13 protein-coding genes and 4 tRNA genes are annotated in these 14,763 nt (G+C 39.2%); 4 read left to right on the top strand and 13 right to left on the bottom strand.

The genetic code is table 11. The features are described 5' to 3' along the window. Positions 1 to 51: 51 nt before the first annotated feature. From DYI00_RS01015 to DYI00_RS00990, 6 genes are all read right to left on the bottom strand, one after another. Positions 52 to 405, bottom strand: coding sequence for a hypothetical protein (locus DYI00_RS01015; RefSeq protein ID WP_011578138.1), 354 nt, complete (start codon positions 403 to 405; stop codon positions 52 to 54). 485 nt (positions 406 to 890) lie between these two features. After that, positions 891 to 2,381 carry a Na+/H+ antiporter NhaC family protein gene (locus DYI00_RS01010; protein ID WP_011578139.1) on the bottom strand — a complete coding sequence of 497 codons (1,491 nt, stop codon included), beginning with the start codon at positions 2,379 to 2,381 and terminating at the stop codon, positions 891 to 893. Between the two features lie 126 nt (positions 2,382 to 2,507). Next, positions 2,508 to 2,595: transfer RNA gene (locus DYI00_RS01005), tRNA-Ser, on the bottom strand. Positions 2,596 to 2,626: 31 nt separating this feature from the next. Beyond that, a tRNA-Cys gene (locus DYI00_RS01000) sits at positions 2,627 to 2,701 on the bottom strand. Positions 2,702 to 2,766: 65 nt separating this feature from the next. Beyond that, positions 2,767 to 2,853, bottom strand: a tRNA-Leu gene (locus tag DYI00_RS00995). A gap of 232 nt (positions 2,854 to 3,085) precedes the next feature. After that, positions 3,086 to 3,160 (bottom strand) — tRNA-Gly (locus tag DYI00_RS00990). A 549-nt stretch (positions 3,161 to 3,709) separates the two neighbouring features. On the opposite strand from DYI00_RS00990, the gene DYI00_RS00985 reads away from it, so the two are divergent. The 4 genes from DYI00_RS00985 to alr are packed head-to-tail and all read left to right on the top strand — an operon-like array spanning position 3,710 to position 7,879. Continuing rightward, positions 3,710 to 4,087 (top strand): RidA family protein, encoded by a 378-nt coding sequence (locus tag DYI00_RS00985; protein ID WP_011578140.1) that lies wholly within the window; start codon positions 3,710 to 3,712, stop codon positions 4,085 to 4,087. 22 nt (positions 4,088 to 4,109) lie between these two features. Next, entirely contained in the window at positions 4,110 to 5,342 is a 1,233-nt protein-coding gene (locus tag DYI00_RS00980; RefSeq protein WP_104709185.1) for an NAD(P)/FAD-dependent oxidoreductase, read from the top strand. Positions 5,343 to 5,385: 43 nt separating this feature from the next. Then, positions 5,386 to 6,738, top strand: a complete 1,353-nt coding sequence (locus tag DYI00_RS00975) for an alanine/glycine:cation symporter family protein (protein WP_011578142.1) — start codon at positions 5,386 to 5,388, stop codon at positions 6,736 to 6,738. 7 nt (positions 6,739 to 6,745) lie between these two features. Further along, the gene (gene alr / locus DYI00_RS00970) at positions 6,746 to 7,879 is read left to right on the top strand and encodes an alanine racemase (RefSeq protein ID WP_011578143.1); all 1,134 of its coding nucleotides are present in this window, start codon (positions 6,746 to 6,748) and stop codon (positions 7,877 to 7,879) included. Positions 7,880 to 8,391: 512 nt separating this feature from the next. Here the strand turns inward: alr and rplS are convergent. The 7 genes from rplS to valS all read right to left on the bottom strand — a co-directional run bounded on the left by rplS (position 8,392) and on the right by valS (position 14,661). Beyond that, positions 8,392 to 8,748, bottom strand: coding sequence for a 50S ribosomal protein L19 (gene rplS / locus DYI00_RS00965; protein ID WP_011578144.1), 357 nt, complete (start codon positions 8,746 to 8,748; stop codon positions 8,392 to 8,394). A 21-nt stretch (positions 8,749 to 8,769) separates the two neighbouring features. Beyond that, on the bottom strand, positions 8,770 to 9,459 hold the full coding sequence (gene trmD, locus DYI00_RS00960) for a tRNA (guanosine(37)-N1)-methyltransferase TrmD (protein ID WP_104687637.1): 690 nt from the start codon (positions 9,457 to 9,459) through the stop codon (positions 8,770 to 8,772). After that, positions 9,460 to 10,002 (bottom strand): ribosome maturation factor RimM, encoded by a 543-nt coding sequence (gene rimM / locus DYI00_RS00955; protein ID WP_011578146.1) that lies wholly within the window; start codon positions 10,000 to 10,002, stop codon positions 9,460 to 9,462. It abuts the gene before it with no gap. 7 nt (positions 10,003 to 10,009) lie between these two features. Next, positions 10,010 to 10,363 (bottom strand): KH domain-containing protein, encoded by a 354-nt coding sequence (locus DYI00_RS00950; RefSeq protein WP_011578147.1) that lies wholly within the window; start codon positions 10,361 to 10,363, stop codon positions 10,010 to 10,012. Between the two features lie 15 nt (positions 10,364 to 10,378). Further along, positions 10,379 to 10,609 carry a 30S ribosomal protein S16 gene (rpsP, locus tag DYI00_RS00945; RefSeq protein WP_000216122.1) on the bottom strand — a complete coding sequence of 77 codons (231 nt, stop codon included), beginning with the start codon at positions 10,607 to 10,609 and terminating at the stop codon, positions 10,379 to 10,381. A 71-nt stretch (positions 10,610 to 10,680) separates the two neighbouring features. Next, positions 10,681 to 12,027 (bottom strand): signal recognition particle protein, encoded by a 1,347-nt coding sequence (ffh, locus tag DYI00_RS00940; protein WP_104709187.1) that lies wholly within the window; start codon positions 12,025 to 12,027, stop codon positions 10,681 to 10,683. A gap of 15 nt (positions 12,028 to 12,042) precedes the next feature. Then, positions 12,043 to 14,661, bottom strand: coding sequence for a valine--tRNA ligase (gene valS / locus DYI00_RS00935; protein WP_104709188.1), 2,619 nt, complete (start codon positions 14,659 to 14,661; stop codon positions 12,043 to 12,045). Between the last annotated feature and the right edge of the window lie 102 nt (positions 14,662 to 14,763).

Here is a 14,763-nt window from a genome sequence, read left to right as displayed (position 1 = left end):
CATTTTAGTTTTTATAATCAATGCTTCATTGAAGACAAAGCCTTTTACTTTTCAAAAAGATATGATCATAGTCGCCATGTAAGATCCTGATCGGAACTTATCGCCTTGAGGCAATTTGATATGGATATATTTTTGACAACCATTGATCGCCTTTTCATACTTTTTGGCAAAAGAACGGTGGTGGTGGCTCTCCAAAGGGGCTGTTATGTGTTGGTCCAACACGGAATGCTTTAACTTGACAAACAAAAGCAAGTTTTCACCAAATAGCGACTTCATCGTAGTAGCGAACGCTCGCTTATAGAACGCCTGTTTAGGAATATCAACCCCAATAATCCCACCACTAGCCGGATAAACTAAAGGGTGTGAAAACCGCTCCAAAGTATCGCCATTCAAAACACTCAACAAAATCCCCAAACTGATTAGCACCCCAAATCCATTATTTCTTAAATGCAACACCCCATTGTTCTTCCTTTATATAGCCTTATATAGCCTTATCTTTGATAAGGAAATTTAACTTAAAATGGATTAATAAGTTGTGATGGAACTCAAAAAATAGATTTTTTAAAAATAAGGTGTTACGATTTGAAAATGCACAGAGTATTTTTAAATAATAGATATTATAGATGGTTTTCACCTTATTTGAATTAATTAAATTGATTATTTTTTCAAAAATGGGGTTTTAAATTTTTATAATTATATATTATAAAACTCATTTTTTTAAGGGAATAGGGGGGTATTTTGAAATCATTCTCCCCCTTAACCCCCAACTAAATCCCCCTAACCCAAGAAGACCGCTTAAGAAACTACCACTCGCTCACGCAAGCTCTTTAGCATGTGATTATAAAAAATGCTTTTAGCATTTTTTACAAATTTTAAAATCAATGCCTAATTTAAGCTTTTAGATTTTCACCATAAAATTTTTTCAAAAGATAAAACACCCCTACAAGCAAAGCCACACCGATTAAAAGCCCAAGCAAATGAGAATGCATAAAACTTGCAATAACCAAACTCACCACGCTACAAAGCATCGCAATAGTCGCATAAGGGAGTTGCGTGATAAAATGGCTTTGTGCCGAACACCCCGCCCCAGTAGCCGATAATAGAGTCGTATCAGAAATGGGGCTTGTGTGATCCCCATAAACCGCCCCAGAAAGAATCGCTGAGACGATTAAAATAATATCGCTTTCACTAGCTATGCCCGCTCCGATGGGCAGCATGATTGCAAACGCCCCCCAGCTCGTGCCGGTAGAAAAAGCGATAAACCCAGAGATTAAAAAAAAGATTAAGGGCATATATGCATTCCCCCCACTATTTAAAAACTCCTTGCTTACTTGAGCCAAGTAAAGCCCCGTTTGAGCGTCATCTCTAATCACAGGCCCAATAGCCCAAGCGAGCGTTAAGACCAGTATCGCTGATCCCATGCTCTTAAAGCCCTCCAATACGATTTTAAAAAATCCTCCTTTTTCTAAAAACTTGTAAGCTAAAAGATAAGTGACAATGAGCGAAAACAACCCCCCATAAAAGAGCGAAAAGCTCGCATCGGTGTTTTTTAAAACCACTCCTGTATAAAAAATCAACGAGGAAATGGACACAACCAACAAAGCAATAGAAATAGGTAACAAGCTTAAGGGGGCTAGTTTTGAAGAATCCTCTTCTTGCTCGCTATAAAAATCTTTCACGCCTATGTTTTGATACTTCCTCATGCTAGGGAGGTTGATTTGCCATAGAATGGTGAGAAACACCGCAATGAGTGCAAAAATCGCATAATAATTACTGCTTAAACTTTGCACAAGCACCGAAAAACCATCTTTCAATAAAGGCGAGTTGTCGTTATTCATGATCCCCATAATATAAGCCCCCCAGCTAGAAATAGGGACTAACAAGCACACCGGCGCTGAAGTGGAGTCTATGATATAAGCCAAGCGCTCTCGCGTGGAATTGTGGGCGTCGTTTAAAGACTTTGAGATTTGCCCCACGGTCAGGGCGTTAAAATAATCATCTACAAAAATAATGATGCCTGAAAAAAAGGCGATAAATTCAGGGGTTTTAGCGTTTTTAGAGTGTTTTCTAGCTTTTTTGACAAAGTTTTGCACGCTACCGGATTTAAAAATCACTTGACTCAAAACGCCTAAAAAGATTAAAAACCCAAAAACATAGAGGTTGGAAAGATTGAAATGAAGCCCTTTTTCTGGCTCATAAGTATAAAAAACGGCAGTGATTTTATGATAAATATATTCTACGAGTTGAGGAAGATGCAAAGAATGCATTAAAACAGCGCTGATTGCAATGCCCATAAATAAAGAGAGCGCGACTCGTTTGGTGAAAAAAACCATTAAAATAACGCTAAAAGGAACAATAAGGCTTAACGCTGACAATCCCACTAGTAAGAAATCCTTTAAACTAATCCTTAAATTTCAATTAAAAGAGACAATCAATACTCACAAAATTCTTTGTTAATAAAAGAGATGAATTTGCCAAAACCAACCGCTTAAAGGATTTTAATCAAGTGGCCGGGAGAGAGGGATTCGAACCCCCGGAGGCATGACCCTCAACGGTTTTCAAGACCGCCGCTTTCAACCACTCAGCCATCTCCCGTTATATTTACAAAAAGTCCCTACCTAATATATGGAGGCGACACCCAGATTCGAACTGGGGAATCAAGGTTTTGCAGACCCATGCCTTACCACTTGGCTATGTCGCCTTAAACTTTAATGCTAGAGATAAAAAAATCAGACCATAATCAATTTGAAATAATGGCTCAAACAATGGTGCCCAAAGCCGGACTTGAACCGGCACGGTATTGCTACCGAGGGATTTTAAGTCCCTTGTGTCTACCAATTCCACCACCTGGGCAATTCAGGCTTCAAGCCTAGAGTGGAATGAAAGATGACTCAACTACGCTCTAAATAGTAAGGCTAGCCGCCTTGAACGATCGCGGTGCATTCACCAAAGATGCCTAAAAAGTTGTTAATCTCCTAGAAAAGATAAAACGCAACCACTCATCAAAACGCCCAAGCACACGCTAGCTAAGCTAGCTAATTTGATTGAACGCAATCTTAAATCCTCTAAAATACTGCTTAAGTTATGGAGCGGGAAACGGGGATCGAACCCGCGGCCCCGACCTTGGCAAGGTCGTGCTCTACCACTGAGCTATTCCCGCACTCTTTTTCAAAAAACGATTGACATCATACCTAAATTTTGTAACAAAAGTCAAGGGCTTGTTAGAAATTTCATCTTATTTTTAAATAAATTTTAGATTTGTTTGCACTAATATTTGCGCTAATAGAAAAATGCTTTTAGCATTTTTTACAACCCAGTAATAAAAGAGCTTGACGCCAGTCAAGCAATAACCTCTTAAAAAAGCGGTCTTGGGTGTAGGGGGATTTAGTTGGGGGTTAAGGGGAGAGTTATTTCAAAATACCCCCCTATCCCCTTAAAAAATGAGTTTTACGATAAATTATAAAACAAAATTTAAAAACAAAATTTCTTTGAAAAATTAAAAATAAGGTTTTGAGTTTCAATATTTGTTTAAAATAAATCCCTAATCCCCAACAAAACCCGTTTAAGAATTTCTAAATATGAGTAAAAAATATACATATCCTACTATAAAATGAAAACTCATGGTGTTTTGTGCTCATTTGTTTCTTTTTTGTTGCTTGATTAAATAATAATTGGAGTTCATAACATTTTAATCATAGGAGTTTCAGTCATGAAAGAAGTCATCCACTCAAAATTAGCCCCAAAGGCTATAGGTCCCTACTCTCAAGCTATCGCTACCAATGATCTTGTCTTTGTCTCTGGGCAATTAGGCATTGATGCAACTACCGGCGAATTTAAAGGCGCGGATATTCATTCTCAAACCACCCAATCAATGGAAAATATCAAAGCGATTTTAAAAGAAGCAGGTTTAGGGATGGATAGCGTGGTCAAAACGACTATTTTATTGAAAAGTTTAGACGATTTTGCAGTGGTGAATGAAATCTATGGGAGTTATTTTAAAGAGCCTTATCCGGCTAGAGCGACCTTTCAAGTGGCTAAACTGCCTAAAGACGCTTTAGTAGAAATTGAAGCGATAGCCATTAAGTAACGCTTTACAAGGGACGATCAACATGAAAAAAGAAGTCGTTGTAATAGGCGGTGGGATTGTAGGGCTTTCTTGTGCATATTCTATGCATAAATTAGGGCGTAAGGTCTGCGTGATTGAAAAAGGCGATGGTACAAACGGCACTTCTTTTGGGAATGCTGGACTTATTTCTGCGTTTAAAAAAGCCCCGCTCTCGAGCCCTGGTGTCGTGCTAGATACTTTGAAGCTCATGCTTAAAAACCAAGTGCCTTTAAAATTCCATTTTGGGCTTAATTTGAAGCTTTACCAATGGATTTTAAAATTCATAAAAAGCGCGAATGCCAAGTCCACCCACCGCACCATGGCGTTATTTGAACGCTATGGGTGGCTGAGTATTGATATGTACCACCAGATGCTAGAGGACGGCATGGATTTTTGGTATAAAGAAGATGGGCTTTTAATGATCTACACTTTAAAAGAAAATTTTGAAAAAAGGATTAGAACTTGCGATGACAGCGGTGCTTATAAGATTTTGAATGTCAAAGAGACCAAAGAATACATGCCTATCGTTAATGACAATATCTGTGGGAGCGTGCTTTTAACCGAAAACGCGCATGTGGATCCGGGCGAAGTGGTGTTATCTTTACAAAAATATTTGCAAAATGCGGGCGTGGAATTTCTTTATAATCAAGAGGTCGTTGATTTTGAGTTTAAAAACAACCTTATTGATGGCGTTATCACCGATAAAGAAAAAATCCAAGCAGAAACCATCATTCTAGCCACTGGGGCTAACCCTACTACCATCAAAAAAACTAAAAACGATTTTTTAATGATGGGGGCTAAAGGTTATAGCATCACCTTTAAAATGCCTGAAGAATTAAAACCCAAAACCTCTTCTTTATTTGCAGATATTTTCATGGCGATGACCCCACGAAGAGACACCGTAAGGATCACCTCTAAACTGGAATTAAACACCAACAACGCTCTCATTGACAAAGAGCAAATCGCTAACATGAAGAAAAATCTAGCCGCTTTCACGCAACCTTTTGAAATGCAAGACGCTGTGGAGTGGTGCGGTTTCAGACCCTTAACCCCCAATGATATTCCTTATTTAGGGTATGACAAACGCTATAAAAACTTAATCCATGCCACAGGGCTTGGGTGGCTTGGCATCACTTTTGGTCCGGCTATTGGTAAAATCATCGCCGATTTGAGCCAAGACGGCGCGAATGAAAAGAATGTGGATATTATGCTCTTTTCTGCCTTTTTTAGGGATTAATCCCTAATCTTTCTTTTTAACCCCATTTTACAAGGAGTTTCTCATGGAAACGATTGATTCGATGGTGCGCTATTTATCTAATTTTGTGTGGGGGATCCCCATGCAAATCTTATTGGTAGGCACCGGTTTGTTTTTGACCTTCTATCTTAGGGGTTTGCAATTCAGTAAAATCTTTTATGCAATCAAGATCCTTTTTGACAAAGAGTCCCAATCTAAGGGCGATATTTCGCAATTCTCCGCTCTCATGCTCTCTTTAGGAGCGACTGTAGGCATTGGGAGTATCGTAGGCGTAGCGACCGCAATTAGCATTGCAGGACCAGGAGCGGTGTTTTGGATGTGGGTTACTGGGCTTGTTGGCATGGCGACCAAATATTCTGAGGGGATTTTAGCTGTGAAATACAGAGAAAAAGGGGCGTTTGGATACAACGGAGGGCCTATGTATTACATTAAAAACGGTCTTAACATGCCCAAACTCGCCATGGCGTTTGCGATTTTTACCATTATTGCAAGCATTGGCACCGGTAACATGACGCAATCTAACGCAGTGGCTTCCATTTTGAGCGAGCAAGCGAGCTTGCCCAATTGGATTTCAGGCTTATTACTCACCCTTTTAACCGCTTTCATTGTCATAGGCGGGATCAAATCCATTGGTAAATTCACTTCTTATCTCGCGCCTGTAATGGTGCTTTTATATCTGATCACCATTATTTTTATCATTTTTAAACATTTTGATTTAGCCATTCAAGCGATCAAACTCATTTTTGAAGAAGCCTTTAACCCTAAACCTGTTGTGGGCGGAGCAGCAGGCGCGTTGATGGCGACGATGATAAAAACAGGCGTGGCTAGGGGGTTGTATTCTAATGAAGCGGGGTTGGGGAGTTCAGCTATCATTGCTGCAAGCGCTCAAACGCACCACCCCGTGCGCCAAGCTTTAGTGTCCATGCTCCAAACTTTTATCGTCACTTTAATGGTGTGTTCTGCGACTGCAACCGTAATTTTAATGGCACCAGAATACAACACCTTGCTTCCTGATGGCACGAAATTGAGCGCTAATTTACTCACCCTAAAAAGCACGGAGTATTTTATAGGCTCATTGGGCGCGGTGGTGATTTTTACGACCATGATCTTTTTTGCCTATTCCACGATCATTGGTTGGGCTTATTATGGGGAAAAATGCACTGAATACGCCTTTGGTGGGAAGCGAGTGAAGTATTACCGCTTCGTGTTTTTAGCGAGTGTCATGGTGGGGGCTATGGCTAAAATTGATTTTGTGTGGAATCTAGCGGATCTTTCTAACGGGCTTATGGCGATCCCTAATTTGATCGCTTTGATTTTATTGCATAAGGTGGTTTATTCTGAAACGCGTTGGTATTTTAACAAATACTCTAACAAGTGAGATGAACATGTTAAGAAGGGCGAGTTTTGTAGAAGTGGATACTTCTTCTTTAAGGCATAATTTTCATGCAGCCAAAAACGCTATCCCTAAGGACGCCCATATCATGGCGGTTGTCAAGGCGAACGCTTATGGGGTGGGGGCGCTTAAGGCAAGTGAAGTCTTTTTGCAAGAGGGGGCGCATTATTTAGGGGTAGCAACTTTAGATGAAGCTTTAGAGTTGCGTTCTTGTTTTCCTAAAACCCCCATTTTGATTTTAGGTTATAGCCCTAATTCTAACGCTCAAATGCTGATTGATAATAATTTGACCGCCATGATTTTTAGCCTTGAGCAAGCGGGAGTTTTTTCTCAAGCGGCTTTAAAATCTCAAAAACACTTAAAAGTGCATCTTAAGATCGATACTGGGATGCACCGCTTGGGTTTAGAGCCTAATTTTAAAAGCATAGAAATGATAAAAAAAATCCGCGCTTTAAATGGCTTGGAAGTGGAGGGGATCTTCACGCATTTAAGCAACGCTAATGCCAATATCAAAACCCATGCTAAAAACCAAATGAAAATTTTTAACGCTTTTTTAGAACAGCTTTTGGATCAAAAAATAGAGTTTCAATACCGCCATGCCTATAATTCCGCCGGCATCCTTTCTTTGTGCAACAACAATGAAAATCGCTTTTTAAACCTTTATCGCCCAGGGATCATGCTCTATGGCTTCTACCCCTCTAACGAAATGAAGCAATCATGCCAAACAATCTTAAACAATGTTGTCAGCTTGAAAGCTAAAATCGTTCAAATCAAACGCGTCAAAAAAGGCGAATTTGTTGGCTATGGCAAGCATTTTTACACGAATGAAGAGACTTTAATTGGCACTCTGGCACTAGGGTATGCGGATGGGTTGGTGCGCGATTTGGGCAATCGCATTCAAGTCGCCATCAATAATCAACTAGCCCCCTTGATTGGTAAAGTGTGCATGGATCAATGCTTTGTTAAGCTTGATGGTATTGAAGCTAAAGAGGGCGATGAGGTCATTTTATTTGGGGATAAAAGCACCAAGGCTAACGACGCTAATGAAATCGCCATGCTTTTAAACACCATCCCTTATGAAACCATCAGCACCCTATCCAAACGCTTGGAGCGCGTTTATGTGTGAATGGGTTTTTAAAAAACCTCATTTTCACTAAATACCCAAATCCTTTTAATTTTTAAAAAATTTTAAGGGGATAGGGGTATTTTGAAATTCTCTCCAACTCCCAACTAAACCGCATATAAAAAAGTGCTTTTGAAAACTATCGCTTGATTAACGCAAACTCTTTGCTGTTTAATCTTTAAAAATGCCTTTATTGTTTAAATTTGATAACCCACATTCCATAAAGAATTAGCCAAAATTTAGTTTAACGGGTATAAAAAAGAAATTTCAAAGCGTTCCAAATGCCATAAGACAAATACCAAAATTAAAAAAAGTCCTAAAAAAGTTGGCGATAAAACCAAAAGAAAAAACTCTCTTTCAAACCCATCTAAAAAGTTTTACCTTATTCTTAAAAAGGTAGATGAAGCACCCAAACACTAAAGATGTTTAGGGTTTCTGCAAAGGAGCTTAAAAATAGATTTTAATCTTAAAGAGCGTTCTATCAAGTAACTCTTTTAAAAAAGAGCCTTAAAAAATTAATGGCGGATTTCTTTAATCCTTGCTGCCTTGCCTCTCCTATCGCGCAAATAGTAGAGCTTCGCGCGACGCACCCTACCCACGCGCAACACTTCAACGCTCGCCAAACTCTCGCTATAGAAAGGAAAAATTTTCTCCACACCGATGTTGTTAGCCCCCATTTTACGCACGCGAAAAGTCTTATCCACGCCATTGCCTCTAATGGCGATACACACGCCTTCAAAATATTGGGTTCGTGTTTTCTCGCCTTCTTTAATGGTAATACCAAGTCTTAAAGTATCACCAGCTTTAAATTGCGGCATGACTTTATCTTTTAATTGAGCGTCTTCAAATTGCTGAATGTAGCGGTTTTTCATGTGTTTTCCTTAATGTCAATTTCATGATTTGTGTTGCTTGAATAAATCAAGGCGGTAAAATTTTGTCCTTAATTTTGACAAATCAAGTTTTAGTTGCTTGATTTTAGCATGATTTCCTTTAGAATATTCTAAAGGTGCAGGGATTTTATTGATTTCTTTGGATTTAAAAACAGCGTTAGCGAAATTAGGGGCCTCCAAATAATCATTTTCAAAGCTCTCGCTCTCTAAAGATTGGGCGTTACCTAAAACCCCTTGAATGTGGCGAGCGATGCTATCCATCAAACATAACGCCCCAAGCTCGCCCCCTGTCAAAATAAAATCGCCTATACAAAAAACCTCATCAGCACTAAGTTCAATAGAGCGTTCATCAAAGCCCTCATAACGCCCGCACACCAAAACGACATGCTTTTTTTGAGCCAAACGCATCGCATCTATTTGTTTGAAAGGCTTGCCCACCGCACTTAAAAAAATCGTATGTTTAGGGTTTTTAATAGAATTGAGCGCGTTTTCTATCATCTCAGGGTCTAAAAGTTGCCCTGCCCCCCCACCAATGAGTGTGTGATCCGCTTTTTGATATTTATTGGCACTAAAATCCCTAAGGTTTAACACTTCTAATGCAAAAAGATTTTTTTCTAACGCTCTTTTTAAAATAGAGTCTTGAAAATAAGACCATACGAGTTGCGGAAAGAGAGTCAAAACGCTGAATTTCACTCAACTATTCTCTAAAAGCGTTTTAGCGTTGTTGGTGGTAATTTTTTTGTCTTGCAAAAGGATTTCTTTGATATAAAAATCCCTATAAGGGATTAAAAAAATCTTAGCCAAACCTTTTTCAACCAAGTTCAGCGTAGTTTCAACCATAAAGTAATCTATGTGAGAAATCCTTTGGATCTCTATGACTTTACCTAGAATCTCGTTTTCTTCCACTACGCTAAGCCCTATCAAATCGCAATAAAAAAACTCCCCTTCTTTTAAAACACAAAGTTTTTTACTCTCTGTTTCGCTCATAAAAAGCCCTAAATTAGTCAGCTCTCTAGCCATTTCAGGCGTGTTGATGGTTTCTAAAAACAACAAGTTTTTGGCATGTTCATAAGAATGGATCACATAGTCTTTAAACGAAGCGTGAGAGAAAGCATTTAAGGGAGCGACGCTCACCTTAACCCCCTTTTTTAAGCACTCCGGAAAATCGCTCTCTAAATGAAGCTTTAAGCCCCCATTAAGCCCCACGCTTTTACCAATTCTGCCCACTAAAAGCATGGAAAATTCAAGGCGTTTCATCACCTAAAACATGGGGATTTTTATCGCTATTTTTATCGTTATTAGCAAAAACAACGATTCTATAAGAAAACCCATCTTTGGCTTTCACGCCTGAAACAAACGCTTTAATCGCGCTCACCATTTTGCCCTCTTTACCAATCACATGCCCCATGTCTATGGGGTGGGTATAGATTGTGATTTGCTTGACATTGTCTTCTAAAAGTGCATGATCGACCCTCAAAAACTTGGGAAAAGACACAACTTTTTTTAAATATTTCTCTAAAAAAGTCGCCACGCAATACGAATGGATTTTGCATTCATCTTGAGAAAAAGGCGTGTTAAAAGAATTTAATTCGCACATTTAACCCATAAAACCTTAAGCTTTTTGAGAAAGTTTCTCCACTCTCTCGCTCATTTTAGCCCCCACGCCTTTCCAGTAATCCAAGCGCTCTTTATCAATCTTGATATCCTTAGGCTCGCTTAAAGGGTTGTAATACCCAATGGATTCAATCCAACCTCCATCCCTTCTTTTCCTAGAATCGGTTACCACCACTCTGTAAAAAGGCTTCTTCTTTCTCCCAATGCGAGTGAGTCTAATGACTGTCATTACAAAAATCTCCTAAAATATTCATATTAATTTGAGATTATACAACAAAAGCGCCCAAAAAATGCTTAAATCTAACGCATTTTAGGGGGTGTTTGATTTTTAGCCTGACTCATCAAATTCATCAAATCGCTAATGCCCTTTTTATTGGTTAAGCGTTTGGCCATTTTGCTCGCTTGATCAAAGCGTTTGATAATGCGATTGATTTCAGACACTTCTAAACCGCTCCCTAATGCGATCCTTTTTCTTCGGCTGCCGTTTAAAATCTCAGGGTTTTCTTGCTCTTTTTTTGTCATGGAATTGACCATCGCCTTGATTTTTTTGACTTCTAAAGAATTTTCTAGATCCGTGTCTTTTAGTGCGCTTGCCATATTCCCTAAACCTGGGATCATAGAGATTATAGAACTCATAGAGCCTAATTTTTTCACCTTTTCAATTTGGTTTAAAAAGTCATTGAAAGTGAATTGCCCTTTTTTGAGCTTTTTGCTTAAATCTTTGGCTTCATTAGGGTTTAAAACGCTAGCGGTTTTTTCAGCGAGCGAGATAATATCTCCAGCCCCCATCAAACGCCCTACAATCCTTTCAGGCACAAACACATCTAAATCAGGGATTTTTTCCCCACTCCCAATGAAACGCAAGGGTAAGCCTAATTGGTAAGTGATGCCTAAGGCGATACCCCCTTTAGAATCGCTATCAAACTTGCTTAATACCACCCCACTCACGCCTATTTCTTCATTAAATGTGTTCGCGCTTTTGACCCCATCTTGCCCGCTCAAGGCGTCTGCGACATAAAGCACTTCATGGGGGTTTAAGATTTCTTTAACTTCTTTTAATTCCTTCATAAGCTCTTTATCAATCGCTAAACGCCCCGCGCTATCCACGATCAATACATCAAATTGCGCTTCTTTAGCTCTTTTTAAAGCGTTGTTAGCGATTTCTTGCACGCTTTTATCTTCTTCATAAAAGACTTCCACGCCCACTTGTTCGCCCAAAACCTTTAATTGCTCCACCGCCGCTAGGCGTTGCAAATCGCATGCACATAAAAGCACTTTTTTATTTTTAGTTTTTAAATAGTGGGCGAGTTTAGCGGTGGTGGTCGTCTTACCGCTCCCTTGCAAACCTGCCATTAAAACCACGGTTGGGGGCGTTTGAGCGAAAGTAAAGCCACTACCCCCTTGAGCGCTTAAAATTTCTAACAAACTCTTTTCTAAAGCGTCTAAAAATTGCTGCCTACCAATGCCACTCGCTTTAGTTTGCGTTTCCACTTTTTTTAACAATTCTCTAGCGGCCTTATGATGCACATCATTTTTTAAGAGCGTTTTTTTCAATTCATCTAACGCCCTGTCTAACGCCTTCTCATCATCTTGAAAGCGGATTTTATTTAATGCGTTTTTAAACCCATCGCTTAATGCTTGAAACATGTTCTATCCTTATGATTATGGCTGTTCTAACAAGTCTAATTCTTGCTTGATCTTACTCTCTTTTTCTAAAAGCGTTTTTAGATTCTCTTGCGCTTTTTCTAGCACGCTTTTAGGAGCGTTTTTGACAAAGTTTTCATTGTGTAAGTTGAGTTTTAGTTTTTCTTTTTCCAATTTTTCTAACTGCTTTTTTAGGCGTGTAACTAGCGGGCTAATGTCAAGATTTTCTAAATTCGCATAAGTTTGGCAAAATTCCCCCACATCGCTCACGCTTTTTAAAGGCTTAGAAGTGGTAATACTAACTTTTTCTAATTTCGCTAATTTTTGAGCGTAAGTTTGCAAACGCTCTGTGTTTTCTATTACCTCTCTCAATCCCACGCTCGCTTCTTTTAAGATAATCGGTGGGGTTTCTAGCATGATTTTTAAACGCCTTAAAGACACAATGCTATCCTTAATCACTTCAAATTCATGCTCTAATTTTTCATCCCGCTCTAATTCTTTAGGATAAGACACCACCATGATAGAGCGTGCATTTTCTAGCTCTGTGTTACTGAGCTTGTGGTATAAAGACTCACTAATAAAGGGCATGAAAGGGTGCAAGAGTTTTAAAGCTTCTTTTAACACGCTCCCCAATTCGTCTATCGCTTCATTTTCCACTTTAGAAAATTCAATGAACCAATCGCAAAATTCCCCCCACAAAAAGCGGTACAGTAAAGTCGTCGCATCGTTAAAACGATAATTATCCAAAGCGCTGCGCACCTCTTTAGTAACTAGATTTAAGCGCGATTTCGCATAACGCCCTAAAGGCGTCTGGTATGCATTCAAACGCTCTTTATCCTTAAAAGATTCTTGTTTGAGTTTCAAATAACTCACTGCGTTAAAAAGCTTGTTGGCAAAATTCTTGTTGTTTTCTAAATGCGTGGTAGAAAGCTTAATGTCTCTCCCTGTGGCGCACAAATTGGCTAAAGTGAAACGCAAGCTATCCGCACCGTATTTTTCTATCATCTCTAAAGGATCTATCACATTACCTTTGGATTTGCTCATTTTTTCGCCCTTTTCGTCCCTCACCAAGGCGTGCAAGTAAATATCTTTAAAAGGCAATTCACCTAAAAGCGACTCGCTGCAAAAAAGCATTCTAGCCACCCAAAAAAAGAGGATGTCAAATCCGGTAATGAGCGTGGTGTTAGGGTAGAAATCTTTCAAATCGTTTTCATTAAACAAATCGCTTTTTTCTTGCCCCCACCCTAGCGTAGAAAACGCCCACAGCCCTGAACTAAACCAAGTGTCTAGCACATCTTTATCTTGCTCTAGTTTTTCACTCTTACAAGTAGGGCAATTTAAAGGGGTATCTAGGCTTGCAAACTGGTGGTTGTTTTCACAAGTAAATACCGGTATTTGATGCCCCCAAAACAATTGCCTGCTAATGCACCAAGGGCGTAATTCCCTCATCCAAGCGTTATAATTATTGATCCAATTAGGGGGGTAGAATTGCGCTAAACCTTGTTGGATTTTTTCAATAGAATTATGAGCGATTTCAGGTTTCACAAACCATTGCTTGGACACATAAGGTTCTACCACATTATGGCAACGATAGCAATGCCCCACTTGATGCACATGCTCTTCTATCTTTTCTAATAAAGTGCATTCCTTTAATTTTTCTACGACCTTGTCTCTAGCTTCTAAACGCTCTAAATTTTCAAATTCCCCGCAATGCGCGTTTAAAATCCCTTTTTCATCAAAAATCTTAATCGCCTCTAAATGGTGGCGTTTCCCCACTTCATAATCGTTAAAATCATGCCCAGGGGTAACTTTCACACACCCTGTGCCAAACTCCATTTCCACATGCAAATCAGCGATAATAGGGATTTTGCGATTGATTAAAGGTAAGATCACTTTTTGCCCTACTAAATGCTTGTATCTTTCATCATTAGGGTTGACCATAAGCGCGCTATCGCCAAACAAAGTTTCAGGGCGCGTGGTAGCCACCACTAAATAATCTTTTTGATTTTCTAAATAATATTTAATATAATATAACGCCCCCTTACGCTCTTCATACTCCACTTCAATATCGCTCAACGCCCCATCTTTCGTGCACCAATTCACCATGTAATTATCTTGAACGATTAAACCTTGCTCATACCATTTTAAAAACGCCAATTTAACCGCTCTTTGCAAGCCCTTATCCATTGTGAAACGGGTCCTAGAAAAAGCCGCGCTCACGCCTAAATGCTTCATTTGTTCTAAAATCGCTCCCCCGCTTTTTTCTTTCCACTCCCACACTCTTTTAATAAACTCTTCACGCCCTAAATCTTCTTTCTTAATCCCTTGATTTAAAAGTTGCTTTTCTACGACATTTTGCGTAGCAATCCCAGCGTGATCCAACCCTGGCTGATACAAGGTCTTATACCCATCCATGCGTTTATAACGCGCTAAAATATCTTGCAAGCTTAAAGTTAGGGCATGCCCTATGTGTAAGACACCGGTCACATTAGGAGGGGGCATCATCAAGCAAAATCGTTTGCCTTTTTCTTGGATTTCTTCATTGCCATCAATTTCAAAATACCCCCTATGAGAGCAAATTTCATAAATCTTTTTTTCTATCTCTTGTGGCTGGTAAGTGGTGGGTTCTTGTTTCATTATTGTTTTTATCCTAAAATAAAACGATCCTTAATTTTGGAACGCCTTTTGCTTTTACGCTTTTAATTGTTGCGTATTTTCTTAAAATTATACAACAAAGCA

Source organism: Helicobacter acinonychis (genome assembly GCF_900461455.1).
In the GTDB taxonomy this organism is placed as follows: domain Bacteria; phylum Campylobacterota; class Campylobacteria; order Campylobacterales; family Helicobacteraceae; genus Helicobacter; species Helicobacter acinonychis.
Note: the sequence above shows the minus strand (reverse complement) of the source record. Positions and strands in the feature narration are given on the sequence as shown.